At 60.5% G+C, this 25543-nt stretch carries 29 protein-coding genes and 1 riboswitch; of the genes, 11 read left to right on the forward strand and 18 right to left on the reverse strand.

The features are described from left to right. Positions 1–49: 49 nt before the first annotated feature. On the reverse strand, positions 50–1057 hold the full coding sequence (locus ACP7B9_RS09565) for a 1-aminocyclopropane-1-carboxylate deaminase (protein ID WP_425863137.1): 1008 nt from the start codon (positions 1055–1057) through the stop codon (positions 50–52). Positions 1058–1229: 172 nt separating this feature from the next. Here ACP7B9_RS09565 and ACP7B9_RS09570 point away from each other — a divergent pair, with 172 nt between their 5' ends. Together ACP7B9_RS09570 and ACP7B9_RS09575 are read left to right on the forward strand one after the other, a co-directional pair. Continuing rightward, entirely contained in the window at positions 1230–1883 is a 654-nt protein-coding gene (locus ACP7B9_RS09570; protein ID WP_425862810.1) for a GntR family transcriptional regulator, read from the forward strand. 40 nt (positions 1884–1923) lie between these two features. After that, positions 1924–2361, forward strand: a complete 438-nt coding sequence (locus ACP7B9_RS09575) for a VOC family protein (RefSeq protein WP_425862812.1) — start codon at positions 1924–1926, stop codon at positions 2359–2361. Between the two features lie 18 nt (positions 2362–2379). Here the strand turns inward: ACP7B9_RS09575 and ACP7B9_RS09580 are convergent, their stop codons facing one another. The 6 genes from ACP7B9_RS09580 to ACP7B9_RS09605 all read right to left on the reverse strand — a co-directional run bounded on the left by ACP7B9_RS09580 (position 2380) and on the right by ACP7B9_RS09605 (position 8166). Next, a complete protein-coding gene (locus ACP7B9_RS09580) occupies positions 2380–2943 on the reverse strand; it encodes a DUF1801 domain-containing protein (protein WP_425862813.1) in 564 nt (187 codons plus the stop codon). Between the two features lie 81 nt (positions 2944–3024). Beyond that, the gene (locus ACP7B9_RS09585) at positions 3025–4170 is read right to left on the reverse strand and encodes a Gfo/Idh/MocA family protein (protein ID WP_425862815.1); all 1146 of its coding nucleotides are present in this window, start codon (positions 4168–4170) and stop codon (positions 3025–3027) included. Next, the gene (locus ACP7B9_RS09590) at positions 4167–4955 is read right to left on the reverse strand and encodes a ThuA domain-containing protein (protein WP_425862817.1); all 789 of its coding nucleotides are present in this window, start codon (positions 4953–4955) and stop codon (positions 4167–4169) included. The genes ACP7B9_RS09585 and ACP7B9_RS09590 overlap by 4 nt, the downstream gene beginning before the upstream one ends. Before the next feature lie 80 nt (positions 4956–5035). After that, entirely contained in the window at positions 5036–5896 is an 861-nt protein-coding gene (locus ACP7B9_RS09595) for a carbohydrate ABC transporter permease (protein WP_425862819.1), read from the reverse strand. Between the two features lie 9 nt (positions 5897–5905). After that, positions 5906–6874 (reverse strand): carbohydrate ABC transporter permease, encoded by a 969-nt coding sequence (locus ACP7B9_RS09600; protein WP_425862821.1) that lies wholly within the window; start codon positions 6872–6874, stop codon positions 5906–5908. A gap of 65 nt (positions 6875–6939) precedes the next feature. Further along, the gene (locus ACP7B9_RS09605) at positions 6940–8166 is read right to left on the reverse strand and encodes a sugar ABC transporter substrate-binding protein (protein ID WP_425862822.1); all 1227 of its coding nucleotides are present in this window, start codon (positions 8164–8166) and stop codon (positions 6940–6942) included. A gap of 312 nt (positions 8167–8478) precedes the next feature. On the opposite strand from ACP7B9_RS09605, the gene ACP7B9_RS09610 reads away from it, so the two are divergent. Next, entirely contained in the window at positions 8479–9495 is a 1017-nt protein-coding gene (locus ACP7B9_RS09610) for a LacI family DNA-binding transcriptional regulator (protein WP_425863139.1), read from the forward strand. Between the two features lie 21 nt (positions 9496–9516). Here ACP7B9_RS09610 and ACP7B9_RS09615 read toward each other — a convergent pair whose 3' ends face one another. Then, positions 9517–10035, reverse strand: coding sequence for a MarR family winged helix-turn-helix transcriptional regulator (locus ACP7B9_RS09615; protein ID WP_425862824.1), 519 nt, complete (start codon positions 10033–10035; stop codon positions 9517–9519). A gap of 119 nt (positions 10036–10154) precedes the next feature. On the opposite strand from ACP7B9_RS09615, the gene ACP7B9_RS09620 reads away from it, so the two are divergent. After that, on the forward strand, positions 10155–11219 hold the full coding sequence (locus ACP7B9_RS09620; RefSeq protein ID WP_425862826.1) for an LLM class flavin-dependent oxidoreductase: 1065 nt from the start codon (positions 10155–10157) through the stop codon (positions 11217–11219). Next, positions 11216–11881 carry an NADPH-dependent F420 reductase gene (locus ACP7B9_RS09625; RefSeq protein WP_425862828.1) on the forward strand — a complete coding sequence of 222 codons (666 nt, stop codon included), beginning with the start codon at positions 11216–11218 and terminating at the stop codon, positions 11879–11881. Before ACP7B9_RS09620 ends, ACP7B9_RS09625 begins: the two co-directional genes overlap by 4 nt. 79 nt (positions 11882–11960) lie before the next feature. Here ACP7B9_RS09625 and ACP7B9_RS09630 read toward each other — a convergent pair whose 3' ends face one another. Then, positions 11961–12503 carry an OsmC family protein gene (locus tag ACP7B9_RS09630; protein ID WP_425862830.1) on the reverse strand — a complete coding sequence of 181 codons (543 nt, stop codon included), beginning with the start codon at positions 12501–12503 and terminating at the stop codon, positions 11961–11963. Between the two features lie 37 nt (positions 12504–12540). Continuing rightward, positions 12541–12660: riboswitch (SAM riboswitch) on the reverse strand. A gap of 355 nt (positions 12661–13015) precedes the next feature. Here ACP7B9_RS09630 and ACP7B9_RS09635 point away from each other — a divergent pair. Both ACP7B9_RS09635 and ACP7B9_RS09640 read left to right on the forward strand, forming a co-directional pair. Then, a complete protein-coding gene (locus ACP7B9_RS09635; RefSeq protein WP_425862831.1) occupies positions 13016–14653 on the forward strand; it encodes an ABC-F family ATP-binding cassette domain-containing protein in 1638 nt (545 codons plus the stop codon). A 110-nt stretch (positions 14654–14763) separates the two neighbouring features. Further along, on the forward strand, positions 14764–15225 hold the full coding sequence (locus tag ACP7B9_RS09640; protein WP_425862833.1) for a hypothetical protein: 462 nt from the start codon (positions 14764–14766) through the stop codon (positions 15223–15225). A gap of 103 nt (positions 15226–15328) precedes the next feature. Here ACP7B9_RS09640 and ccsB read toward each other — a convergent pair whose 3' ends face one another. From ccsB to ACP7B9_RS09665, 5 genes are all read right to left on the reverse strand, one after another. After that, positions 15329–16402: a c-type cytochrome biogenesis protein CcsB gene (gene ccsB / locus ACP7B9_RS09645; RefSeq protein ID WP_425862835.1), complete on the reverse strand. Its 1074-nt coding sequence runs from the start codon at positions 16400–16402 to the stop codon at positions 15329–15331. After that, positions 16402–18111, reverse strand: coding sequence for a cytochrome c biogenesis protein ResB (resB, locus tag ACP7B9_RS09650; protein ID WP_425862836.1), 1710 nt, complete (start codon positions 18109–18111; stop codon positions 16402–16404). The genes ccsB and resB overlap by 1 nt, the downstream gene beginning before the upstream one ends. Beyond that, positions 18111–18866, reverse strand: coding sequence for a cytochrome c biogenesis CcdA family protein (locus ACP7B9_RS09655; protein ID WP_425862838.1), 756 nt, complete (start codon positions 18864–18866; stop codon positions 18111–18113). The genes resB and ACP7B9_RS09655 overlap by 1 nt, the downstream gene beginning before the upstream one ends. Before the next feature lie 15 nt (positions 18867–18881). Continuing rightward, positions 18882–19469, reverse strand: coding sequence for a TlpA family protein disulfide reductase (locus tag ACP7B9_RS09660; protein ID WP_425863141.1), 588 nt, complete (start codon positions 19467–19469; stop codon positions 18882–18884). 124 nt (positions 19470–19593) lie between these two features. Beyond that, positions 19594–20256 (reverse strand): histidine phosphatase family protein, encoded by a 663-nt coding sequence (locus ACP7B9_RS09665; RefSeq protein ID WP_425862840.1) that lies wholly within the window; start codon positions 20254–20256, stop codon positions 19594–19596. 165 nt (positions 20257–20421) lie between these two features. On the opposite strand from ACP7B9_RS09665, the gene ACP7B9_RS09670 reads away from it, so the two are divergent. The 3 genes from ACP7B9_RS09670 (at position 20422) to ACP7B9_RS09680 (ending at position 22609) form a co-directional block, all read left to right on the forward strand. After that, positions 20422–20979, forward strand: coding sequence for a YceI family protein (locus tag ACP7B9_RS09670; protein ID WP_425862841.1), 558 nt, complete (start codon positions 20422–20424; stop codon positions 20977–20979). 134 nt (positions 20980–21113) lie between these two features. Then, positions 21114–21770, forward strand: coding sequence for a hypothetical protein (locus tag ACP7B9_RS09675; RefSeq protein ID WP_425862843.1), 657 nt, complete (start codon positions 21114–21116; stop codon positions 21768–21770). A 128-nt stretch (positions 21771–21898) separates the two neighbouring features. After that, positions 21899–22609 carry a hypothetical protein gene (locus ACP7B9_RS09680; protein WP_425862845.1) on the forward strand — a complete coding sequence of 237 codons (711 nt, stop codon included), beginning with the start codon at positions 21899–21901 and terminating at the stop codon, positions 22607–22609. A gap of 127 nt (positions 22610–22736) precedes the next feature. Here the strand turns inward: ACP7B9_RS09680 and ACP7B9_RS09685 are convergent, their stop codons facing one another. Together ACP7B9_RS09685 and ACP7B9_RS09690 are read right to left on the reverse strand one after the other, a co-directional pair. Then, positions 22737–23405, reverse strand: coding sequence for a redox-sensing transcriptional repressor Rex (locus ACP7B9_RS09685; RefSeq protein ID WP_425863143.1), 669 nt, complete (start codon positions 23403–23405; stop codon positions 22737–22739). A gap of 178 nt (positions 23406–23583) precedes the next feature. Beyond that, positions 23584–23871: a glutaredoxin family protein gene (locus ACP7B9_RS09690; protein ID WP_425862846.1), complete on the reverse strand. Its 288-nt coding sequence runs from the start codon at positions 23869–23871 to the stop codon at positions 23584–23586. A gap of 161 nt (positions 23872–24032) precedes the next feature. Here ACP7B9_RS09690 and ACP7B9_RS09695 point away from each other — a divergent pair, with 161 nt between their 5' ends. Further along, positions 24033–24845 (forward strand): HAD family hydrolase, encoded by an 813-nt coding sequence (locus tag ACP7B9_RS09695; protein ID WP_425862847.1) that lies wholly within the window; start codon positions 24033–24035, stop codon positions 24843–24845. 121 nt (positions 24846–24966) lie between these two features. On the opposite strand, the gene ACP7B9_RS09700 is transcribed toward ACP7B9_RS09695, so the two are convergent. Together ACP7B9_RS09700 and ACP7B9_RS09705 are read right to left on the reverse strand one after the other, a co-directional pair. Then, positions 24967–25065, reverse strand: coding sequence for a 30S ribosomal protein bS22 (locus ACP7B9_RS09700; protein ID WP_074712200.1), 99 nt, complete (start codon positions 25063–25065; stop codon positions 24967–24969). Positions 25066–25178: 113 nt separating this feature from the next. Continuing rightward, on the reverse strand, positions 25179–25415 hold the full coding sequence (locus ACP7B9_RS09705) for a helix-turn-helix domain-containing protein (RefSeq protein WP_425862850.1): 237 nt from the start codon (positions 25413–25415) through the stop codon (positions 25179–25181). Between the last annotated feature and the right edge of the window lie 128 nt (positions 25416–25543).

A 25543-nucleotide genomic window follows, 5' to 3' on the forward strand; every position in this document is an offset into this window, starting at 1 on the left:
CTTTTCGCTACTTTTCGCCACTCCCTTCAGCGACCTCTTTTCGCCCAGGTCAGCGAAACAACCCGCTGTAGGCATTGAGTGCAAGCTGCCCGCCCAGGTGTGCGTAGAGGACGTTGCTGGTGGCCGGAATTTCCTTGGATTTCACCAGGTCAATGAGCCCCGCCATGGACTTTCCTTCGTAGACGGGATCGATGATCATGGCCTCGAGCGAGCCGGAAAGTCGGATGGCTTCCATGGTGGACTCGACGGGAATGCCGTAGAGGTCACCGGCCCAGCCTTCCCTGACGTCGATTTCCTCGTCGCGAAGTTCTCTTTCTAAGCCGATCAGTTTTGCCGTATGGCGGGCGATCCGGGCCACCTGGGCACGGGTTTTTTCAATCGTGGCGGACGCGTCGATGCCGATCACGCGGCGCGGACGGTCCTGGCCGGCGAATCCGGCAATCATGCCGGCGTGGGTGGATCCGGTGACAGTGCAGACAATGATGGTGTCGAAGAAAATGCCCATCTCTTGCTCCTGCTTTTCAACTTCGTAAGCCCAGTTGGCGAAACCGAGGCCGCCGAGGTGATGTTCGGAGGCGCCCGCAGGGATCGGGTAGGGCTTGCCTCCCGCATCCTCGACTTCCTTGATGGCCTGCTCCCAACTGCTGCGGATGCCAATGTCGAAGCCAGCTTTGTCTAGGCGTACGTCGGCGCCCATGATCCGCGAGAGCTGGATGTTCCCCACCCGGTCGCTGAGCGGATCCGGCCAATCGACCCAGTTTTCCTGGACTAGGCGGGCCTTCATGCCAAGTTTTGCTGCGACGGCCGCAACCTGCCGCGTGTGGTTGGACTGGTAGCCACCAATCGAGACAAGTGTGTCCGCACCTTGGGCAATGGCGTCAGGGACGATGTATTCGAGCTTGCGCGTCTTGTTGCCACCAAAGGCCAGTCCACTATTGACGTCCTCACGCTTGGCCCAGATCGTGGCACCGCCTAGGTGCGTGCTCAGGCGAGGAAGATCGTGAATAGGGCTAGGTCCGAAAGTCAGCGGATAACGTTCAAAATCGGTGATGGCCATGACGTCCTCGTGGGTTGGATGCGTGACTTGCGGGATGCAATATATTGCATACCAATTGCACAATCCTGTCAAGGGTCTCACTGGCTCTACTTACATGCACCCGGGGTTCCGATTGGCGGCAACGATCCCGCGGTCAGCCCACTGTCGGTCGGTGCGATATATCCTATGTTGCATGCCCACTCCCCTGCCCCATGGAATTCACAAGCGCTCCCTGTTGCGCAACGACGTGTACCAATCCATCCGTGACGCGATCATTGACGGCACCTTTGCCCCGGACGAGCGGCTGCGTGATCCCGAATTGGAGGCTTGGCTCGGAGTGAGCAGAACCCCGATCCGCGAGGCCTTGCTACGCCTCGAGCGGGCCGGGCTCATCGTGTCCCAGCCTGGTCGGGCAACCATCGTGGCCCCCGTTGACCCCGCAGCAACATCGAATGCGCGGCAAGTGGTGGCCGCCATGCATGAGCTGGCCACCCGGCTGGCCGTGCCTGCACTGGGCCCGAACCAGCTCGCGGCTATGGTCGCCGCGAACGCGGACTTCGCCGAAGCACTAGATGCGGACGACGTCGATGCCGCCCTGAGTGCCGACGACCAGTTTCACGCCGTGATGGTTGAAGCCTCCGCGAACGCCATGATTCCAGAGGTCCTGGAGCAGGCCATGCCCGTTCTTCGACGCAGCGAGTACCAACGCTTCAGCACGGATGCGGCTCGACATTCGATCTCGGCACACGCGCAGATTATTAAGCTGGCCAGCATTGGGGATTCCGAAGGGGCCGCGTTGGCCACAAGAGAAAACTGGTTGTCGCTGGGCGCAGAGCAAGATAGCTAGACTCTGGAGTTAATCGGAACGCCTTGGTAGCTTTCAAGGTATGGCCATAAAACTTGAAAACGTCGGCATCGCCGTTCGCGACCTTGAAGAAACCATCGCCTTTTTCACCGATCTCGGCCTTACCGTTATTGGCCGCGACACAGTGAGCGGCGACTGGACCGACACCGCCGTCGGGCTTGATGGTAACCATGCCAAGATCGCGATGCTCCAGACCCCAGATGGTCACGGTCGGCTTGAGCTCTTCGAATACATCCACCCCCAGGCAATCGAGACGCAGCCAACTCGTCCCAACGACATCGGTATGCACCGCGTGGCCTTCTCGGTCGACAACATCGATGAGGCCCTCGAAATAGCTGCAAAACACGGATGTTATCCACTGCGAGGTGTGGCGAATTACGCCGATATTTATAAGCTCACGTACCTTCGCGGCCCCAGCGGAATCCTCGTGATGCTCGCCGAGGAACTGACAAAGGACTGACTCCCCATCGGCTTGGGTTCAACGTTTTTTGCCCCCAACTCCCGGCACGGACGCGACTTGTTTCATCCAATCCGCGATCTGGCGTTCGTCGATATCGTCCAGGGATTCGAGTTCCACTCCACGCGTCGTCTTGCCCATCCCCACGGGGGTCACTGGGGGTACCGGTTCGAGCGCCGCGCCATTGATAAACATGACCTTGACATGGCTGGCAAAGGCGCCGCAGCAAAAGCACCACCCGTCGCCGACGCCGTAGTACGACATCCCCCACTTCACGGAGCGATGGAGCTCGGGCAGCGTCTTGGCCGCCAGCGCATCGACGGCTTCGCCGATGCCACGCTGCGGCTGCGGCAGGCTGGCGATGTAAGCGAAGACCGGCTTGTCGCCGACAGCCGTTTTCGCGGGGCTTACCCTGCCGGTCATGGTCTCCGGCAGGGTAAAGGCGACGTCGGGGTGGGCCCCAGTGGGCGTGGCTAGCTTGTGAACTTCCGGCTTACCGCTCTCCCTGCTGGTCATGGACAGCATCCCCTTCTTAGGCATCGCGCCACGTCGACTGAGCACGTCGCCATCGTTTTCCGGCGGCATAAAGTCAACGCTACATCCGCTCAGTGGATGTGCGATAGGCCAAGAATTGTTGGTGGTTCAGGAACCGCCGCGCCGCCAACCCTAGCGGCTGGCAGCGTCCATCTGGCCGGCGAAGCGGCCCAGCGGCGATCCCCAGCCGGACAGGACGGCTTTGACGTCCGCATTCTTCTCCGCGTCCAATGCCTGCGCGTATGCAGCCGTCAGAACGTCATCAATCCGCACTCGCTGGCCGGTTTCGGCGGAAAGCACAGCCGCCTCCACCATGGCCAAGGAATGCACATTGGAGTGAATCTGACCGTCCGGCACCACGCCCGTGCGGACAGCGGAGGCGAACTCGGCCAGGGAACCCGCAATCTGTTCCGGATGGTCGGCGGCAGCAGGAACCAAGAGCTGCCCGCCAGCCACATCAGTGGCCTCGACAACGGGAGCTTGCTCCCCGTCCCATTGCGCGGTGCCGCGTTCACCGTTCACGCGCCATTGCCCGTTCCAGGATGTCTCCTGGCCGTCAGCGCACCAGGACCCTGAGTACACATAGCGAAGGCCGCTGGAAAACTCAAAGATGGCGGTAGCAGCGGCGTCGGCCTTGTACCAACTCCAAGCAGGGTTGAACTCCTCGCAGTACACGCTGACCGGGTCCTGCCCCGTGAGGTAACGGACGGCGTCGAACGGGTGGATGGCCATGTCCACCAACAGAACATGGTCCATCTCCTCACGGAAACCACCAAAGTGCGGCGCCTTGAAGAACTCGGTGGTGATCATGCCGATCTCCCCCAGTTCGCCGGTGACGGCCTTGAGCTGGGCAAGGGCGTTGAAGTAGCGCCGGGACTGGCTGATCATCAACAGCTGACCGCTCGCTTCCGAGCTGGCGGCAAGAGACAGCGCCTGGGCAACCGTCGGAGCCGCGGGCTTCTCGCACAGCACCGGCAACCCTGCGAATAATGCCTCGACGTTGACGGGATGGTGCGCCACGGGCACTGTCACATTGACGACGGCGTGAGCACCGGTTGCGGCGGCGATCTCAGCGACACTGGTCCCCACCAGAACGCCGTCGATGCCCTTTTCCGCGAGCGCCTCGTGAGCCGTGTCCGTGTTCAGGTCGACGAGGCCCACCAGTTCTACGTCCGGGTTCGCCGTGATCGCTTCGATCCAGGCCTTTCCCATGCCGCCGGCGCCAACCTGGACGAGGCGGAGCGGACCGGGTGTTTCAATAGTCGCGAAGGTGCTCAATTGGCGATCGCTCCCTGGTAGCCCTGGCCGTTGTAGAAGTCTTCGGTGTCATAGCGCAGCAGCACAGGCTCGGCGCGTTCCGGGCGAAGCGTCTTGGCCCACTGAACTCCGTTGGAGATGACCTTGCGGATCTCCTTCTGGTGGTACACCGGGTAGTCCTGATCGCCGGGACTGAAGAAGAAGATCTTGCCGAATCCGCGGCGGTAGGTCATGCCGCTACGGAACACTTCTCCACCGGTGAAGGTCGAGAGGAAGATGAGCTCGTCCGGGGCGGGAACATCGAAGTACTCGCCATACATTTCCTGGGCAGGGATGATGAACGGGTGCGGCACACCCTGGGCAATGGGGTGGGTCGGGTCAACTGTCCAGACAAGTTCGCGATCCTGCTCCGAACGCCAGCGCAGCGTGCAGGAGGTACCCATGAGCTTGCCGAAGATCTTGGACCAGTGACCCGAATGCAACACCAGCAGGCCCATGCCCGCCAGGACATGCTTGTGCACGCGCTCAACCACCTCATCGGAGACCTCGTCGTGGGCAGCGTGGCCCCACCAGACGAGGACGTCCGTGGCTGCGAGAACTTCCTCGGTCAACCCGTGCTCGGGATCATCAAGGGTCACCGTCGTCACCCGGGCATCGGCGCCCAGGTTCTCTTCGATGCCTTCTTTAATGGTGGTGTGCATGCCGTCCGGGTAAATGTCCCTGACGGATTGCTCAATTTGTTCGTGCCGGTTTTCTCCCCAGACAACGACGTTGATGGGAGTTTCGGGGCTGGTGATTCCAGACATTGTTTTCGCTTTCTGCAATGGGTTTGCGTGAGTTGAGGGGTTGGCCTGTTCGGCTTCATGCTGGCTAGCTGGGGGCGCCGCTATTTGACGGCCCCACCGGTAGCACCGGCGGCAATGTACTTCTGCGCCACAACGAGGAGCACAATTGCCGGCAAGGATGACAGCACGGCAGTTGCCATGACAGCACTCCAGTTGGAGACCTGGGTGCCAAGGTATTGGTAGATGCCCAGAGTCACAGGGCGGATCTCATCCGTGGTGGTTAGTGTCAGGGCGAAGAGGAAGTCACTCCAGGCGAACAGGAAGGCAAAGAGGCCGGCCGTGATCAGCGCATTCTTGGCAATGGGCATGGCGACGGAGATAAAGGCCCTGAACTGGCCCGCCCCGTCCACACGTGCGGCCTCAATGATCGACGCCGGAATGCTCATCATCGATGCCCGCATGATCAAGATCGCGAACGGAATGGCATGGCTTGCATCGGCAAGAACCAGGCCAGAGATGGAATTCAAAAGGCCCAGATTGTTGTAGGCCGTGTACAGGGCGTTGGCTATGACAACACCGGGAATCATCTGGGCGATCAAAATGGCCAGCAGCGCCCAACTAATCCAGCGGAATTTGAACTGAGCCAGTGCGTATGCGGCCGGGGCTGCGATGACGAGGGTGACAACCACGGTCCCGAGGGCAATGACAAGACTCGTCAGCAGATTCTTACCTTGATCTGCGATGGCCTTTTCATAGCCGGCAAAACTTGGATTCCACGGAAAGAAGTCCGCCGAGAGAGTATTGCCGGACGGCTGCAGCGAGGCATTGACCATCCAATAGATGGGGAACAACATAAAGGCCAGGAAAAGGAACCCCAGTACGGTGGACGTCCGGGTTTTGATGGCCCGACGCCGGAGCGCGCTCACGCGAATGCCCGATGGATTGAGCTGTGAAGTGGTCATTGAGGTCTCCTACTCATCGACGGCGCGGCGATTGGCCCGCAGGTAGATGACGGCGAATACGAGGGAAATGATGATCAGGATGTTGGAGAAGGCTGCACCAACCCCGAACTCAAAATTGACGAAGGACTCCTGATAAGACCGCACGGCGATGGTTTGTGTCGAGTTTGCGGGGCCACCGTTTGTCAGGCCCAAGATGATGTCCAAAACCTTGATGGTGTAGACAACACCAAGGATCAACACCACGCTGACAACCGGGCGAAGATTGGGCCAGGTGATGTGACGGAACGCCTTCCACCCCGTGGCACCATCCAGCTGTCCGGCCTCATAAAGTTCCGCAGGGATGTCTTGCAGTCCGCCATAGAGCAACGTGACATTGAAGGGAATCCCCACCCAAATATTGACAAGGATGACGGCGATCAGGGCCACATCGGGGCTTGTCAGCCACGGAATGGCGGGGATGCCAAAGGTCCCAAGGAATTGGTTGAGGATTCCCGAATCCTGGTCGAGGATGGAGCGCCAGGTGGCGCTGGCTACGATCAGTGGCAGCAGCCACGGGAGCAGCAACATGGCTCGCAGGAAGCGACTGAGCGGAAAGTTGCGGTTGAAGAAACATGCCAGCGCGAGTCCAATCGCAAACTGACCAGCAATGGAGACCACCGTGAACAGTGCCGTGTTGAGCAACGCTGGCCCGAACAGATTTGAACTGATGACAGTTACGTAGTTTTGGAACCCAACCCACGGGGCTTCACCGGTGAAAAAAGTCTTGGTTGTGTAGTCCTGCATGCTCATGACGAGGTTTTTGACCACGGGGTAGCCAAAGTACGCCAGCATGTAGACGCCGGCGGGGACGACGAAGAGGATCTTGGCGATGTTTTCGCGGGCCCAAAAACTCTGCCGCGGCCTGGCTACGGGTGTACCTGTTCTCCTACCGGAGCGGGTGGCGGGTGCAGCGGGCGCATCTGTTGAAAGGGAAGTCATGGTGGCCTCACTGCCGGTTCCGCAGCAACTTTGAGTGCGGAACCGGCGTCGAAATGGTGTTGGCGTTAGCCCTTGGCGGCTTGGGCGAAGGCCTCATCGACGGTGGCCTTGTCCGTCAGCACCAGCTGGATAGCCGTGTAGATGGTGGTTGCAGCCTTAGGCCATTCGGCACCAAGGTTGCCCGTGCGTGAACGCGCGTTGGCAATCTGCTCGGTGAAGGACGCCATGTCCGGCATCTTTTCAACATATTCCTTGGCAAGCTCCGGCTTAGTGGGAACCGTGTAGCGCTCTGAACCGAGGGCCACCTGAGTGTCTCCTGCGGTGAAGCAGCTAATGAACTCGGCGGCCTTGGCCTGTTTGGCCTTATCCCCGGTCTGCGGAATGGTCCACACCTCGCCACCCAAAGGTGCTGTGGGCGTCTGGCCTGCCTTGTTGACAGGCACCTGAACGGAGCCCCACTCCAGCGAGGCGTCCTCGTTGAGTGCCGGAATCTGCCACGGGCCGTTGATCATCATGGCGGCCTTGCCGGCCATGAACTGGTCCTTGACGTCACCCTGACCCCAGTTGATGGCCCCCTTGGATACCGCTCCACTGCCGATCAGGTCCTTCCACAGCTGCAGCGCTTCCTTGTTCTCGGGTGAATCCAGCTCGGTTTCACTTCCACCGTTAGTCCACATGAACGGCAGGAACTGCCATGCACCCTCATAGGTGGCAATGGCCGAGAAGGCCAGACCATACTGGTCGCCGCTGGTCAGTGTGGCTGCTGTTGTCTTTAGTTCCTCCCACGTTGTGGGCGGCTTCAGGCCGGCATCGGCCAGCAGCTTCTTGTTGTAGAACAGACCCAGTGTGTTGGCGGTAGGAGCCAGCCCATAAACCTCACCCTCGAAGGTGCCGGCGTCGAGCATGCCCTGAGCAAACCCGGAAGTATCCACACCGAAATCACTGAGCGGTGCCAAACCGCCAGTGGAGGCAATTTCCTGCACGTCCGGGTTGTCCAGCATCAAAATGTCCGGCAGCGTCTTGGATGACGATTTCTGCAGAACCTTCTGAATCAGGTCCTTTCCGGGCACCACTTCACGCGTAATCGTGACACCAATATCCGCTGCACACTTGTCGATGGCCGTTTGAATCAGGGCCTTGTCGGGATCGTTGTTGTAGTAATCCATGAGTGTCAGGCTGGTTGCGTCGCCAGAAGCGTTGCTACCTCCGCCTCCACATGCTGTCAGGACGAACGGGGCGACGGCTGCTAGGGCCAAAAACTTGGTCAAGCGGGTCTTAGTGCGAATCTTCACGGGTAGCTCCTTTGCTCGGTTACGTGATGCGTGGTTCCACGCGCTTTGTGCTGGTCAACGTGTGCGCTCCAGCCAGGAACCGGTGTGCAGTGGCTGAGGGAATCCTCGCCATTGGTGGTTCCTGCGCAGCTCCGAAGACTCTGCAGTAAAGCGCTTTACTTTGCTTGTGACATCGATCATGCCTTCGTCAATACCGCCGTGTCAAGAAAAAAATAAAGCGCTTTACTTTGTGTCGACGGTGCAGCAGACTATGACTAACGTCGAGTGGGGTAGCTTTGACCCAGAGCAACTGGGAGGAGCAACGTGGCGACCATGCAGGATGTGGCCAATCTGGCGAACGTGTCTTTGGCGACGGTTTCATTCACCATCAACAATTCAAAACCCGTCTCACCCAAAACGCGGGCCAAGGTTGAAGCCGCCATGAAAGATCTGGGCTACCGCCGCAACGCCGTCGGCAGCGCACTAGCCCGGGGCCGCACTCACGTACTGGCCCTGCTGTACCCGGCCCTGCAGCATCGTTTCTCGCCAACCTCGGTGCGTTTTTTCACCAGCGCCGCAGATCAAGCCCGGCTTCGTGGCTACAACTTGGTGCTGTGGCCCATGAGTAACGACGCTGAGGCAGTCACCGAGTTGACGTCCTCAGGCTTGGTGGATGGGGTGGTCCTCATGGAGGTTCAACTCGATGACCCGCGCGTGGTTGAGCTGTCCGGAAGCAACATTCCGTTCGCCCTGATTGGGCGAACCCGGGACACCACGGGGATCCCCTTTGTTGACGTTGACTTTGAATCTGCTGTGGAGAACGCCGTGGACCGGCTCATTCAACTAGGCCACACCGATCTTGTGTTGATCGACGGCGGAGTGGGCAACCAGCTGCTCGGCGGCTACGGCCCGGTGGCCAGGACCCGCAAGGCGTTCGGCGAAGTCACGGCCCAACGCGGCCTCACGGGTGCCATCATGAGCGGACTGCATTCTTCAGCAGGAGGCCGCGAGCTGGCCAAGGAATTTGCGGCCAAGCACCCCAAAACTACGGGCGTTTTGATGATGAACGAACACGCCGGACCGGGGTTCGTCGCCGGGCTGCAACAGGCCGGTTACCGCCTGCCGCATGACATTTCCGTCTTGGCGATAGCCTCGTCACTCGACACGGCCAGCATGTCTGAGCCGGAAATGGCTGTACTCATTTCCCCGGCCGATGAACTGGGCCGGTTGGGCGTCGACGCTCTGATTGACCAGATTGACAAGAAGGATCAGCCGCTGCCGCAGCTGCTGATCGAGTGCTCGTATTCGCCGGGCGCAACCATGGGCAGAGCTCGGTCCAAAAAGAACTAGCCCAAAGCCTAACGCGAGCGGCTACTTCTTGCTTGCGCCCAGCATTTCCTCCACAGCTTCGCAGGCCCCAAGGCTGTGCTCAGAAACGGCCGGCGACTCACAGGCCACGCGACGCAGCAGTGAACGGAAGACCTCGCGCTCCTTGTCAGCCAGGACGCCAAGAACTGTATTTTCAGCTTCGAGAACCGCGTGCTGTAGCCGCTCGAGTTCGTTGCGGCCGCTATCCGTGGCGACAACTAGGCGGGCGCGGCGATCGGCCGGGTTCAGCTGCCGCTCCACCAGGCCGGCCTTAACGAAGTCATCGATCAGATAGGTCATGACGGTTCTATCAATGCCCAGGTGCTGAGCCAGCGCCAATTGATTGGGCTGCTCCCCGCTCACTACGGCCACCAAAACCTGATAACCGCGCGGCCCATGCGGGAACTCACCCATGGCCGCCAGTGAGGCATTTTGATAGTTGCGCACCAGAACGCCCAGCGTCCAGCCAAAATCATCCCGGGAATCAATGGTCTGGGGTTCTATTGCGGTGCTATTACTCATGACATCCATCATAACTGACTAATGGGCTTTACTACAGATCATATTCAGATAAGATGATCTGTAGAACAGCGCATATTTATGGTGCGGTGGTGGCATCACCGGGATTTGAGGAGCACTTGATGGAACTTGGCATTTACAGCTTTGGCGACGTCCACGCGGACCCCGTCACGGGATCCCTGATCAGCGCCGAGCAGCGAATGGCTGACCTCCTTGAACGGGCCCGGCTGGCCGACGAAGTGGGCTTGGACTATTTCGGCATCGGTGAACATCACCGCGCCGACTACGCTGTCTCCTCCACGATTCCTGTTTTGGCCGCAGCCGCCGCGCAAACCAAGCACATCAAAGTTGGTTCAGCCGTCACGGTCCTGAGCACCGAGGATCCTGTTCGCGTCTACCAACAATTCGCAACGCTTGACCTACTCTCCGGTGGCCGTGCCGAGGTAACGGCAGGGCGTGGCTCCTTCATTGAGTCCTACCCGTTGTTTGGCGCCAACTTGAATGACTATGAGGAGCTCTATGAGGAGAAGATCGATCTTCTCCTGGCCCTCAACGAGGCCGGAAATAAGGAAGAACCGATCACCTGGAGCGGGAAGTTCCGCCCCTCCTTGGATCAGGCCACCATCTACCCACGTCCGGTGAATAACAACTTGGACATCTGGATCGCCACCGGCGGCACCCCAAGTTCAACGGCACGCGCGGCCGCCCTCGGAACCAACGTAATTTACGCACTGCTGGGCGGTTCCATCAGCAACTTTTCCCGGCACGCGCAGCTGTTCCGCACCGGAGCGCAACAAGCCGGGCACGACGCCGAGGCGCTCAAGGTGGGCGTCAGCGCCGTCGGACTTGTTGCCAAGAACGGCGCCACGGAAACCTTTTACCCGTATTGGCGCCACCTCATGGACGGCATTTCCCGCGAGCGCGGCTTCTCACAGCCCAACCGGATCAGCTACAACATGCAGACTGCACCCGCAGGCGCCATTTATGCCGGCACCCCGGAACAGGTGGCGGAGAAGATTCTGCTCACGCACCAACATATGGGCCACGACCGTCACATCCTGGAAATGGACATCGCATCCGTCCCGCAAAAGGATGTTTTGAAGTCCATTGAACTTTTCGGCACCGAGGTCAAACCGCTGATCGATGCGGAACTTAAGACGAGCACCAGCAAGGAATCACGCGCATGAGCACGAAAACTATTGGCATTCTCGGAGCCGGGAAGGTCGGCACGGGCGTTGCTCGGCAGGCATTGAAGGCCGGATACCGTGTACTGATCGCAGCCTCCGGGGACCCCAAAAAGATTGACCTGATCATCTCCGTCATGGCCCCGGGCGCCACGGCCGTCACGGCCGAGGAGGCGATGGCGCAGGCCGATCTTGTGGTCCTATCGGTTCCCCTGCACAAGTTCCGCACCCTCGACCCTGCAGCACTGGCTGGCAAGCATGTGCTTGACACCATGAACTTCTGGCACGACACCAACGGAGATATGCCCGAATTGGAGGATGCGTCGTCGAGCTCTGAAATGGTCTTGACGCACATCCCCGAAGCCCATATGGCGAAGTCGCTGAACCACATTGGCTATCACGAACTGGAGCTCGACGCCCGCCCTGCCGGCGCGGCGGACAGGCGTGCGCTGGCGGTTGCCGCAGACTACGATGAAACCCGCGCCATGGTTCTGGAGTTTGTTGAGCGACTGGGTTTTGACGCGGTCGACGCCGGTCTCCTCACCAACGGAACTGCCTTCGAACCGGGCACACCGATCTTCACGGGCTCCTACGACACGGCAGGTCTGGAGTCTGAGTTGGACGCACACCTTGCCGGCCGCGGCGAGCTCACCGCGGCCGCCTAGGCGCGCAAATCAGGCGATGGCCGGTACGTTCGATTCCCTTTGCTTATTCCTCGATCACGCACCAGCCAATGCAACCCGCTTAGACCTTGGTGATGACGGTGGTGAACGGAGTGGCGTTGCTGAACAGGTCCTGGACGGGGCAACGCGCCTCCACCGTACGGGCCAGCTCGTCATAACGTTCCTGCGATTCCGGGCCGGTGATGTTGACGGCCAGCCGGATGTCGGTGAACCCGGGGCGGATGGTTTCATCGATGCCGAACAATCCGCGAACGTCCAGATCGCCCTCGGCGTTGATGGTGATGTCGTCCACCTGGATGCCCAACTGCTCGGCGTACAGGCGGTAGACAACCACCTGGCAAGAGATGACCGCACCCAGGGCGTACTCAACGGGACTGGCAGCGGTGTCGTCACCGGCCAACGCGGCGGGCTCGTCCACCGTGAATTGGTGCTTGCCGGAGCTGATGCGTGTGGCCACCGAACCAACGCCCACGCCGGCCACCTTGTACGTCAATTTCGCATTGTCAGGGCTGGCCCCGATCCGCTGGCCCCAAGCCGCACCGGCTTCGCCCAGGCGGGTTGAGCGTACTGCGGCGTCGTTGATCAGTGTGGTTGTTTCAGACATGATTTTTTCCTTCGTGTGAAGGCGAGTGCCGAGCACCGCGCCATACTTACGCCCGCGGCAAGTGCCGAGAGCGTCGAATCGTCACCTGGGGCACCCCACTATGGTTGCGAGGGTTGCCGTTCGACCGGCCAGGGCCGCATGGTCGAAACTCTTGATTCTGCTCATTAGTTTGCCCGTGGCTGGCGCCCGGCTTCAAGCCTGCCGTCATCTGCAGCAACATTTCCCATGCACGACGCCGGGCACTCCCCGCCCCGAGTGGCCGCCACCTCCCAGCTGCCTGCCCCCACCAAAATGCGCCCGCCTCCCACAAATGCACCCTGTAGACCCGTTGAGCCGTCAGATAACGCCGTTTAGATCGTTCTATAAGGGCGTTATGTGACGGCTCAACGTGAGGAACAGGGGAGCACAAGGTTCTGCGGCGGGAAGGCCCACCGGGATGCGCCCGCGCTCTCCCGGCGAGACCCATGCCACGCCCGTCAGGTGGACACACTGAAGCAACTTAAGATGGAATCATGAGCGCAACCCTTGTCGCGAAGGACCTCTCCGGAGGCCACGCACACCGCACCCTTTTCAGTAACCTCTCCTTCACAGTGGCCCCTGGTGATGTGATCGGGGTGGTAGGCGCCAACGGTGCAGGCAAGTCGACCCTGTTGAGCCTGCTGGCCGGCGCGGCCACACCTCAGGGCGGCACCGTGAGCACTGCCCCATCCGATGCTTTCGTGGGCTGGCTACCGCAGGAGCACGAGCGGATTGAAGGCGAATCTGTTGCCGCTTATATTGGTCGACGCACAGGTTGCACCGAAGCCACGCTCGCCATGGAAAGCTCTGCGGAGGCCCTGGGGTCCGGCAAGTCCGAAGACGACGACCGCTACGCAGCAGCCCTGGACCACTGGCTAGCCTGCGGTGCCGCAGATCTCGATGATCGCATTCCGGCAACCCTGGCCGAGCTGGGCCTCGACGTTGGCCCTGACGCCACCATGACAGGACTTTCCGGTGGGCAGGCCGCCCGCGTGGCCTTGGCCGCCCTCCTGCTGAGCCGCTTCGACGTCGTCCTTCTTGACGAGCCAACCAACGATCTTGACCTGGCCGGGTTGGCGCGGCTCGAGGAATTCGTGAAGGGGTTGCGCGGCGGCGTTGTCCTGGTCTCGCATGACCGCGAGTTCCTTGCCCGCACCATCACGTCCGTGGTGGAGCTGGATCTGGCACAAAACAAGGTGGCCGTGTACGACGGCGGCTACGACTCCTTCCTGGAGGAGCGCGCCATCGCCAAGCGCCACGCCCGCGAGGCCTATGATGAGTTTGCCGACAAGAAGGCCGACCTCGTGGGGCGCGCCCGGACGCAGCGCGAGTGGAGTTCGCAGGGCGTGCGCAACGCCATGAAGAAGGCCCCGGACAACGACAAGATCCGCCGCAAGGCAAGCTCCGAATCCTCCGAAAAGCAGGCCCAAAAGGTACGCCAGATGGAGTCCCGCATTGCCCGCCTGGACGAGGTCGAGGAACCGCGCAAGGAGTGGGCGCTGCAGTTCAGCATCGCCGCAGCCCCGCGTTCCAGCACGGTGGTCTCCACGTTGAATGCGGCCGTGATCAAGCAGGGCGACTTCACGATGGGCCCCGTCTCGCTGCAGGTCAACGCCGGTGAACGGATCGGCATCACCGGCCCAAACGGCGCGGGCAAGTCCACGCTGTTGCGCCTGTTGCTGGGCCGCACGGCGCCGGACAGCGGCGTTGCCTCACTGGGTGCGAATGTCGCCATCGGCGAGATCGACCAGGCCCGCAGCCAGTTCCCCGAAGATGTCCCGCTGGGAGATGGTTTTGAAACGCTGGTCCCGGAGATGAACCAGGCGGAAGTCCGCACCTTGTTGGCAAAATTCGGACTCAAGGCCGATCAGGTGACCAGCCCCGTTGGTGCGCTCTCCCCCGGCGAACGCACCCGCGCGTCGTTAGCGTTGTTGCAGGCCCGCGGGGTTAACGTACTGGTGCTCGATGAGCCAACCAACCACCTTGACCTGCCGGCGATCGAGCAGCTCGAAGAAGCCCTGGAAAGCTATGAGGGCACACTTCTGCTGGTCACCCACGACCGCCGACTGTTGGAAACAGTACGCCTAGATACGCGCTGGTCCGTGGAAAACGGCCAGGTGGCGCAGCTCTAGGGAAATAACGCCATCTTGGTGGCTGTCGATGGCCGAGAATTCAGTTGTTGACAAGGCGGCGAATGAGGCGCAGTCTAAAAACATAAGTTCTGTTTTTAGATGGAGGAGTCATGGCAACCCATTCAATCCCCGCCCCATCCACCGGATGGACGTCCCACGCACTGGCGCGGGCCAAGGCCGAGCCGGCCTACGGTGCGTTCCTGCTGCTGTGGATCGGTTTCATCGCGATCCCGCTCATCATGGGGCTGGATAAGTTCTTCAACGTCCTCACGAATTGGGAGGGCTATCTTGCCCCGTGGGTCGCCAACATCTCGCCGTTGAGCGCCCACGGGACCATGCTCGCTATCGGGATCGTGGAGATCATCGCGGCCACCTCCATGGTCCTGCGGCCACGGTACGCCGCTTTTGTGGTTGCGTTCTGGCTCGCGGGCATCATCGTGAACTTGTTGACGTACTCCGGATTCTACGATGTCGCCCTACGTGACTTTGGGCTGATGGTGGCCGCTTTGGCGCTGGCCATTTTAGCCCGCGGTTATACGAAGCCCGGGATCCTCAAGGGCGGCATGAAGTAGCGGCGCAAACACGCCGGGATTCGCAACCGGCGCCAGACACAACAACGCCCCGGGTGCGAATCGCATCTCGAGGCGTTGTTGTGTCCAAGCTCAACGGCAGTAGTTAGCTGCCCACACCTGCATAGGAGTGCAGGCCGGAGAAGTACATGTTCACAATGGTGAAGTTGAAGACCACGCACAGGTAGCCGACAATCGAGAGCCAGGCGGCACGGGTACCCGTCCAGCCCTTCGTCGCGCGGGCGTGCAGGTAGCCGGCGTAAACAACCCAGATAACAAACGTCCACACTTCCTTGGTGTCCCAACCCCAGAAGCGACCCCACGCCTTTTCGGCCCAGATGGAACCAAACATCAGGGTCAGGGTCCAGCCAACAAACGCGATGCCGTTGATGCGGTAGGACAGGTTCTCAAGGCTCAGCGCGTTCGGCACAAGGCGCATGACGAGAGCCTTGTCCTTCTTGCCAGCAGCGATGGCAGCCTCACGGCGGGACTGGAAAAGCTGCAGCACCGACATGGCGAACGTCAGCGTAAAGAACGCCGAGGACAGCACGGCGATGGAGACGTGAATGACCAGCCAGTAGCTCTGCAGCGCGGGTACCAGATGGCCCACCGGCGTCCAGAATGCGACCGACGCTGCAACGACCATGAGCAGAATGAGGCCAACAACAAAGGTGCCAAGGAACCGCAGATCGCGGCGGGTCAAAACCAGCAGGAACACGATGGCCACGGCAAAGCTGCCCGTGGTGCAGAATTCGTACATATTGCCCCACGGCACACGACCGGCGGCGAGCCCACGGAAGACCACGGCAAAGCCCTGGACGACGGCGGCAACGACGGTTAGTGCCACGGCAACCCGGGCAACGACGCGGCGTTCCTTGCCATAGAGCATAGAGTCTCCGGCAGTTACTCCGTCAGAGCCCGCATGGGTTTTGCTGCTAGGGCGCACGCCGCGATCCTGCGGCCCGCTTTCCAGTCCTTGGCCCGTTGCGCCGCGGGCCCCAACTCCGGCGAGCACGCCAGCCTGGGCTGAAGTTTCCTGGCCTGCCAGGCCCGCCTTGGCGGCCTTGCTGAAGGTGAACAAGTCCCAGACGTAGGCACAGAAAGCCACCGCGTACGCCATACCGGCAACCAGCATGAGCTGCTCGCTGAGTTGGGCAAAGCCCTCATTGATATCTTGCATTACTGATCCTTAGTTGCGGGGGTGTCGCCGGGTGCGGAATTTTCCGTTACTGCTGGGGTCTGCTCACCATTTTGCTCTGCATCCTCCAATGGCACCAGCCACTTGCTGTGCAGGGCCTTGTTGATGGCGATGTACTCGCCCGCCAGGCGGTGGTCCTCACCACGAGCCAGCAGGCCAAATTCCACCATGGTGCGCCCGTCCGGGTGGTTACCGGTGCGAACCCACACGCGGCGGCGGTTGAAGAACAAGGAGGCAATCAGACCGGCCAAGGCCAGCACCGCGAACACCAAGACGTAAACCTGTCCGGGGTCATGGCGGATGTCGAGGGCCGCAAAACGCTTAATGCCGTCAAAGCTGATGCTGCCGTTGTCGCCGGGAAGGTCGTAGCTCTGCCCCGGGGCCAACACAATACCGCCGGCGTCGAGGTTACGTGAGTTGATTTCGGTGAGCGTGGAGGTGTCAAGTGTGTAGACGTTGCGCGGCACACCGCCGTCGAGCCCAAGATCGCCCGTGTAGGCATTCAGGTTGAGCTGCGGGTTGAACGGGTCAGGATCGGAACCGAAGGCCACACCCTTTTCATCGACCAACGCCGTGGGCAGGAAGAATCCTACAAAGCCAAGCTGGTTCGGCTTTGCATCGGGAACCTTGATGACCACGAGGGAGGTGTAGGCGCCGTCGGTGGGAATGGTGATGACGGGACCTTGGAATGAGACATTGCCTTCACCATCCTTGACCGTGACAACCGGGGCATAGCCGTTGCCCACGAGGTAGATGTTGGTTCCACCAATCCCTACAGGCTCATTGACCTTCAGGGTCTTCGTCTCGGCTTCGGCATCCGTGCCGTCCTTGACCTTCAGGGTGGCGTTGAAGTCCAGCGGCTGCCCATAGTGGGCCTCGGTGGACCTGTCATACTTGACCACCAATCTTTCCAGCTGCGCCGAATACGGTTCCAGGGTGTCATCCGAGAAGTTGGTGCCGGGGGTGAAGGTGTCGTAGCTGCTCAAGGTGTTGACGAACGTTTCGCCCTCAACGAGCACCCGCTGGCCGCTGTAGCCAAAGAGTCCGCTGTAGGCGATGGCCGCAAGGACGCCGATCATGGCCGTGTGGAAGAGCAGATTGCCGACTTCCTTCAGGAATCCGATCTCGGCACCCACCGAGGGCCGGTCGGTGTCGAGGTCCCGGACGTCCACGCGGTATCCACGCTGCTTCAGCGCAGCTGCGGCGTCTTTGACGGCGGTCTCGGCGTCGATCGCGTTCGCGGCGGGGATCGTTACGGTGCCATATTCGGCCAACCGGGAGAGCCGCTTGGGCGTCCGCGGCGGCGCGGAACGCATGGCCTTCCAATGAATCTTGGCGCGCGGAATGACACAGCCAATCAAGGAGGTGAACAGCAGCAGATAAATGGCGGCAAACCACGGTGAGGAATACACGTCGAAGAGCTTGAACCAGTCCATGATGGGACCCGAGCCCGGGTTGTCCTTCAGGTACTGGGTCACCTCGGCCGGAGCCGAAGAACGCTGCGGGAACAGGGAGCCGGGCACGGCACCCACGGCCAGCAACAGCAACAGGAACAAGGCCGTGCGCATGCTTGTCAGCTGCCGCCAGGCCCAGCGAACCATCCCGAAGAACCCGAGTTGCGGCAGCACCACCTCACCACCGGCGGGTTTCGGCGCCTTGCTCTTGGGTTCTTCCACCACTGTCTCTTTCATTAGATTGGCAATCTCACTTCATTCGCAAACCAAAACTGTAATTCGTTGATCCACGTGCCCCACAACCCGGTCACCATCAACAATCCCAGAACAATCAACATGCCGCCGCCAAAGTACTGCAGCCCCCGTCGGTGTTTCCTGAAAAAGGCCAGCGCACCCAGCCCCTTGCGGGCCCCCAGGGCAATCAGCAGGAACGGCAATCCCAGTCCCAAGCAATAGACAAAGGTCAGGAACGCGCCCTTGGCCGCGTTGGGACCATCGGAGAAAGCCAACAACTGCACGGCGCTGAAGGTTGGGCCGATGCATGGCGCCCATCCCAAGCCGAATGTCAGGCCCAAGATCGGCGCACCCCACAGCCCAGCCGGCGGCTTCGCGTGAATCTTGGCCTCGCCCTGGAACCAGCTCATGCCGCCAAGGAATACGATGCCCATGAAGATCACCACGAGGCCAAGCACCTGGGTGACCCAGGCGGCGTCGGGCCCCATGAGCCAGGCCCCGAGCTGTCCAAACACGGCGCCAATGAGCATGAATACCACCGAGAAACCCAGCACAAACAGCCCGATGCCAGCAAACATGCGCCCGCGGCGCTGATCCTGCAGATCCGCGCCGCTGAGCCCGCTCACGTAGCCCAAATAGCCCGGAACCAGAGGCAGCACGCACGGTGAAAGGAAGGAGACCAGCCCGGCCAGCAGGGCAACAGGTATGGCCAACAACATGGAGCCGGTCAGTACCGTTTCGGCAAAGGGATTGTTCATGGAGGTGGGTGGCCGCTAGTTTTCCGCGAGGGCGGAGGTAATAAGGGCCTTCAACGTGCCCTTGTCGGCGACACCGAGGATGCGGGCAGAGACCCGGCCCTTTTTATCCAGCACCAAGGTGGTGGGAACGGCGGCGGGTGGCACAAACTTGGTCAGCGCCAGCAGGACACCGCCATCCTTGTCCACAATGCTCGGATACGTCAGGCCGAAGTTGCGCTCGAAAGCTTCGGCGGCGGCCTTTTCATCGCGGACGTTCACGCCGAGGAACTGCACACCTTTGGGGCTGAATTCGGTGTTGAGAGCCTGCATGTCAGGGGCTTCCAAACGGCACGGGGCGCAAGCCGCGTACCAAAAGTTCATGATGGTGACTTGGCCGGGGAAATCCGCGGCGTCCACCGTGGTGCCATCGAAGAGGGCCGCCGTGAACGTGACCGGGTCCTTGCGATCGTTGACCCCGTATTCGGTGACAGATCCGTCCCCGGCAATGTAATTCTTGTTATCGCCTGCGTTGGCCTGGTCCGCCAACGGGTCATTGCTTGAGCATGCGGCCAAGGCCACCGTCAGTGCGGCACCGCCGGCGGCAAAGAGCGATCTACGGCTCATCGAGGAAGTCACGACGCAAATCTTTCGTTTCATGGGGAGGCCATTGGGCGGTCGCAGAAATGGCATTATCTTCTACGCTACGTCGAATAGCTGATTGTCAGCTGTGTACGTTGAGCTTGTGAAGCTACGCGCCGGGAGTGGTTGAGGCGCCGGGTAGCAATGCGGCAGCCGGTTCGCTGTACACGACATCCACAATGTCTTCGCCGTTGAACGTCAAGGACGTCAGCGATGCCAGCGTGCACTCGCGGTTACGCGGATCATGCCAAAGGTTCTTCCCCTCGGCACTGCGCCGAGTGGACCAGATGGGCAGCTGGTGGCTGACCATGATGGCTTGTGCGCCGTCTCCGCCAATTTCGAAGGCACGACGGCGGGCATCCCGCGCCGCTTCCAGCATGCGTTGCGCCTGGGCTGCGTACGCTTCACCCCAGGAGGGTCGCAACGGGTTCACGAAATAAGGCCAGTGCTTGGGCTTAAGCAGCTCCGCCTTGTTGACCTTCATTCCCTCGAAGTGATTCTCCGCTTCGATGATGCGCGGATCGGTCACGATCTCCAGGCCCAGCGCCTCAGCCGTGGGCTGTGCCGTTTCCTGGGCCCGCGTCAGCGGTGAGGCCACCAGATAAACCGGGGCAGCGCCGTCGTTCTTCAACGCAGCAAAGTGCTCGGCAACCATCACCGCCATGGCGCGGCCACGCTCTGAGAGGTGGAACTCGGGGAGCCGGCCGTAGAGCACGCCATCGGGGTTGAAAACCTCGCCGTGGCGCAGAAGATGAACAGTTACTTCAGACATGTTTCCCAGTTTCTCAAAGTTAGTTGGTTAGGGGTTAATCCGTTGCCGCTAAAGTTTTTTTTGGAACACGGGAATATTAGATGCAAACGCATGCTTATACCTTTCGAAGGGTCACCACAACGGCGATCCCGCCATTGTGTATAGAACAAAACCAAGGAGCTCCACATGTCAGTTACCACCATTGAATCCGCAGGCCTCACACAGGGCATCTGGAACCTCGACGTCTCACACAGCACGGTTGGCTTCGTTGTCCGCCACGCAGGCATCTCCAAGGTCCGCGGCCAGTTCGCCCTGCTCGAAGGCGCCTTGACCCTCGGCGAAACCCTCTCCGATTCCTCCATCACCGCCACCATCCAGGCCGACAGCTTCAAGTCCGGCGACGAAGGCCGCGACGGCCACGTCAAGAGCGGTGACTTCCTCGACGTCGAGGCATTCCCCACCCTGACGTTCGTTTCCTCCGCAGTGTCAGGCGACGCTGAGGACTTCGAGCTGACCGGCGAGCTGACCATCCGCGGCATCTCCAAGACCGTGACCTTCACGGGCGAGTTCAACGGCGTTGCTGTTGACCCGTTCGGCGCAACCCGCGCAGGTTTCGAAGCCAAGACCGTCATCAGCCGCAAGGAATTCGGCCTGACCTGGAACGCAGCTCTGGAAGCAGGCGGCGTATTGGTCTCCGACAAGGTCACCATCACCTTGGACGTAGCCTTCGTCAAGGCTGCATAAGGGTTCTCCCCAACGCATAAATGCCTCCTCACAAGAGGCCTAAAGTGCCGGTCCGCCATCATGGCGGGCCGGCACTTTTTGTCGCCACCAGCGAGACCTATGCAAGTGTTCATCGCGCGACTAGGGTTTTGACTATGAGCACACCGAATGAGCAAACAGGTCCCGAGCAGCCCGGCTCGCAACCACCGCCTCCCGGCTATGGTTCTTCGCCAACTCCCCCCAACCAGCCCGGCGCTACCCCACCGGGGTATCAAGCACCGGGGTACCAGGCGCCTCCGCCGTACCAGCAGCCCGGTTACCAGCAGCCACCCCAGTCCCAGCAGTCCGGTGACTTTAAGTTTGAAATGCCCAAGGACATGCCAAAGTCCATGAATGACGTGATGCCGGTCGGCGGCTTCGCCGGGCTGTTCAAGACGGATGGCCTGCCGCAGATGTTGAAGGTTTCCTACATCCTGTGGCTCGTGACGGCCGGCTTGGGAATCATCTTTGGCGTGTTTTCGTTCCTCGGTTCCCTGCTTCTCCTTGGCTCCGGCATGAGCAGTGTCAAGGGTCTCGTTTTGACGCTAATCTCACTCGCCCTCATGGTGGCTGTGGTTATCTGCGCCATGAAGCTCAAGGAAGGCATGCAGTGGGCCAGGTGGGCGCTTTCAGCCACCGTGGTTGTGAGCTTCTTGCTGTTGTTCCTCGGTGGCGGCGGCGTTGGCCTGTTGGGTGTCGTGGCCGCAGTATTCATGTGGCTTCCGGATTCAACAGCCTGGCTCAATTCACGTTCCAGAACCCCCGGATATTAGTTTTCGCCAGTAACTTCACGAGGTAGGCGCCACAAGAGAGGTCGCGTAGGGTTATTAGAAACCCGGCGCGGCCTTTCTTCATGTTCGGCCAGCATTGGCGCCACGGCAACACTGAAAGAGCAGCTCTCATGACCACCTCCGGTGAAGAACCCCAAGAGCAACCCACAACCCGCCAAGGCAGCTTCGGCGAGATCACCCCAGGCGTGCCTAGGTACGGCCAGTACGCGCCCGCTGGGTGGGAGCCGCCCCAAGACGTGAAAGACGCGCAGAAGGCCAATACACCGGCGCAGGCGTTGCCTCCCTCGCAGGCATACCCCGGCTTTGGTGGACAGCAGGCCGGCGGACCGTCACAGCTAGGGACGCCCAACGGACTCGGCACACACCTGGCACCGCCCAGCCGCGTGCTCATGGCGACAAGGATGATTCTGGCCGCCGGTGTCATGCAGGCAATTTCAGTCGTGGCCTTGCTGGCCGTGATGCTTGTGCCGTCGGTCAAGTCCTCCGTCATTGATGCCCTGCAAACGGCATTGGGCAGCACCCCCGAGCTGGCCGAGGTGTACGCAGATCCGACACTTGTCAACGTGGCGCTGTTCTTGGCGTTCGTCCTCAGCATTGCCATGACGGCGAGCTATTTTTTGTTGGCACGGAAAATCCGCCGGGGTGCAACTTGGGCTAGGACAACGGCACTTGTCCTCGCCATTATCTCGCTGGTCTTCCTGAGCCAGCCAAACCCGCTGACGATCGTTCAGGTTGGATTGGGCATCATCGGCGTGTTTTTGCTTTTCGGCTCTCCGGCCAAGGAATTCTTCGCGGCGCAAAAGGCGAGCCGCACGAAGTGAGCAAGAGGGTGTGAGCAAGAGCTAGCCGCTCTCACCCCGGCTCCGACTCCACGGCGGGAGGTCACCTTTGCAGCAAAGGTGACCTCCCGCCGTCGTACTTCAGCGGCTACCCGAGCACAGCTTCGGGCTAAGCGCCTGCACGATTCTGCTTTAGCTCCGGCGCCTGCAGACTCTGCGCGTGGTAAGCCAAGATTTGTAGTTCGGTAGCCATGTCCACCTTGCGCAGATTGACGTGCTCGGGGACCGCAAGGGCCACAGGGGCAAAGCTCAGGATGCTGTGCACCCCGGCGGCAACAACGCGATCACACACTGACTGGGCCACGGCTGCCGGGAGCGCCAAGACCACCATATTGGCCCTCGTGGAGGCAAGTACGGTTTCAAGCTGGGCCACATCGCCAACCCGCAACCAACCAATCTCAGTGCCAATAATGAGCTGGTCCGCATCCAACAGGGCCACCACGTCAAAGCCGCGCGATTCAAATCCGGCATACCGGGCCAGCGCGCGACCCAGGTTACCGGCACCGATGATGGCCACACGCCACTCGTGGGTCAAGCCCAGCGCCTGGGCAATTTTGCGGCTCAGATTGGCGACATCGTAGCCCACGCCACGGGTGCCATAAGAGCCTAAGTACGAGAGATCCTTGCGGACATTCGCCGAACCAACGCCGGCCGATTCCGCCAGCGCTTCGGAAGAGACACTCTCGGCTCCCTCGGCCACCAGCGCATTCAAGGTGCGTAGGTAAAGGGTCAGGCGCGAGACGGTGGCAGGCGGAAGTTGCCGGGCCGGCTCGGCCATCGACTCATCCGGGGTCTGCACTGGGCTCAAAACACCACTCCACATTCTCGCATCATGGCTAGGCCTGATTGCTGGACACGCGGGGTACCCGCCCATGTCCACCTTCCCCCACTTTAGGACCTAGCTCCTCACAGCCCAAAACGCGGGTCGCCGTGCGTACTCCTCGGGTAGCGGCGGGCTATTCCCGGCCCATGGCCCGGGCGAGGATGCCGCGCAACCTGACGGGATCAATCTGCCAAAAATCGCGCTGGACACCATCCACCAACACCACGGGGACTTCTTCGCCGTAGCGTGCTGTCAGCTCGGCATCTCCGTCGATGCGAACTTCATGCCAGGGCAGCCCCAGCTCCCCAGCCACCTCATCCACAACCGCGACGGCATCTTCGCACAGGTGGCAGCCGTTTTTCGTCACCAATTCCAACAGGGGGAGCTGCGGTTCGGCTTGGGAGTTCTCAGTTTTGTCCATGGCTACAACGGTACTCACTATGCCGCTAAGCTGGCGCGTCTCCCCTACCAGTCTCTTGAGCAGCGCTGCGGCGCCGACGCAAATGAAAGTTTCACCACAGTTAACCCCAACGGCAGGTGGCGGAGCGGGCATGGAAGGGCAGAAATGACTAGACTCGGTGCATGCCCGACGTGACTACCAACAGTGCCGAGGCCTCCTCGACCGCTGCGCTGTATCAGGGTGAGGCAGCCTTCTTTGATGTGGACAACACGTTGATGAAGGGCGCCAGCTTGTTTCATGTGGCTCGAAAAATGTATCAAAAGCGGGCCTTCACCCTCGGCGACGTGGCTGGCTTTGCGTGGAAACAGCTGAAGTTCATCACGCGTGGCGAGAACATGAAGGACGTTCATTCCGTTCAGGATTCCGCCCAGAAACTTGCCGCCGGCATTAGCGCCGAATTTGTTCGCCAGCTGGGCGAAGAAGTTTATGACGAGATGATCGTCTCGAAGATCTGGCCCGGCACCAAGGCGCTGACCCAGGAACACCTCAAATCCGACCGCCAAGTGTGGCTCGTGACGGCGACTCCTGTAGAGGTTGCCGCTGTCATAGCCGAACGCCTGAACCTCACAGGAGCCCTGGGCACCGTGGCTGAGATCGAGGACGGCATCTACACAGGTCGCCTCGTGGGGGAAATCCTGCACGGTCCGGCCAAGGGGCGAGCGGTTCTCGATCTTGCTGCACGCGAGAACCTGGATCTGGCCCGCTGCTGGGCCTATAGCGATTCCTACAATGACATTCCGTTGCTGACCGCCGTCGGAAACCCCGTGGCCATCAACCCCGATGCGAAACTGCGCCAGCACGCCAAAGACAACAACTGGCCCATCTACGATTACCGATCCGGCCGCCGCGCAGCCACGCTGGGCCTGCGGGCTGCAACCGGAGCCGGCATTGTGTACGGACTTTGGAAGGGCATCACCATGGTGCGTAAACGTTGAGCACCGGACGCTTTTCCTCCAGCCGACGCTTCAGCCGGCCCGTCCTGACAATCGCCGTTCGGACATAAAAAAACACCCGCACACCACAAGGGTGAACGGGTGTCTTCGCAAAAAAGAAGATTTACTTCTTGTTACGACGCTGGTGACGCGTCTTGCGAAGCTGCTTACGGTGCTTCTTCTTGGACATCCGCTTGCGGCGCTTCTTAACTACTGAACCCATGAAAGTTCCTCACAAACTGCATAGAACAACCTCGAATGAGGCCGTAAACGATTAGGCGACCGATCTCAGGAATCGGTCAAAGCCGAAAATGGATCTTTCCTAGGGTACCGCCTTTACCCTGCATGCGCCGAACTGGAAGGTCCCTGCGTCTCTGTGCCATCGACCACGGCGGATCTAAGGTAGCTTTCCACGGCGTTTGCAGGCACGCGATACGACCTTCCGAAACGCACTGCAGGGAGCTCACCGGCGTGCACCATGCGGTACACAGTCATTTTTGACACACGCATGAGCTCGGCGACTTCCTGAACAGTCAAGAAGTTCACATTGGAGAAGTTCTGCTCCTGAGTCATTGCCGTCCTCGGTATCCAATTTCAATCAAGTTGGAGCTGCCTATTGGCGCCCAGCACCTTATGCTCCTAGCGCTAACTCTAGGGGCAGAAGGGGCCTATGTGAAAGTTGTTGCGTGAAATAGCTCTCA

It is taken from the genome of Arthrobacter sp. TWP1-1, assembly GCF_049897845.1.
GTDB lineage: Bacteria > Actinomycetota > Actinomycetes > Actinomycetales > Micrococcaceae > Specibacter.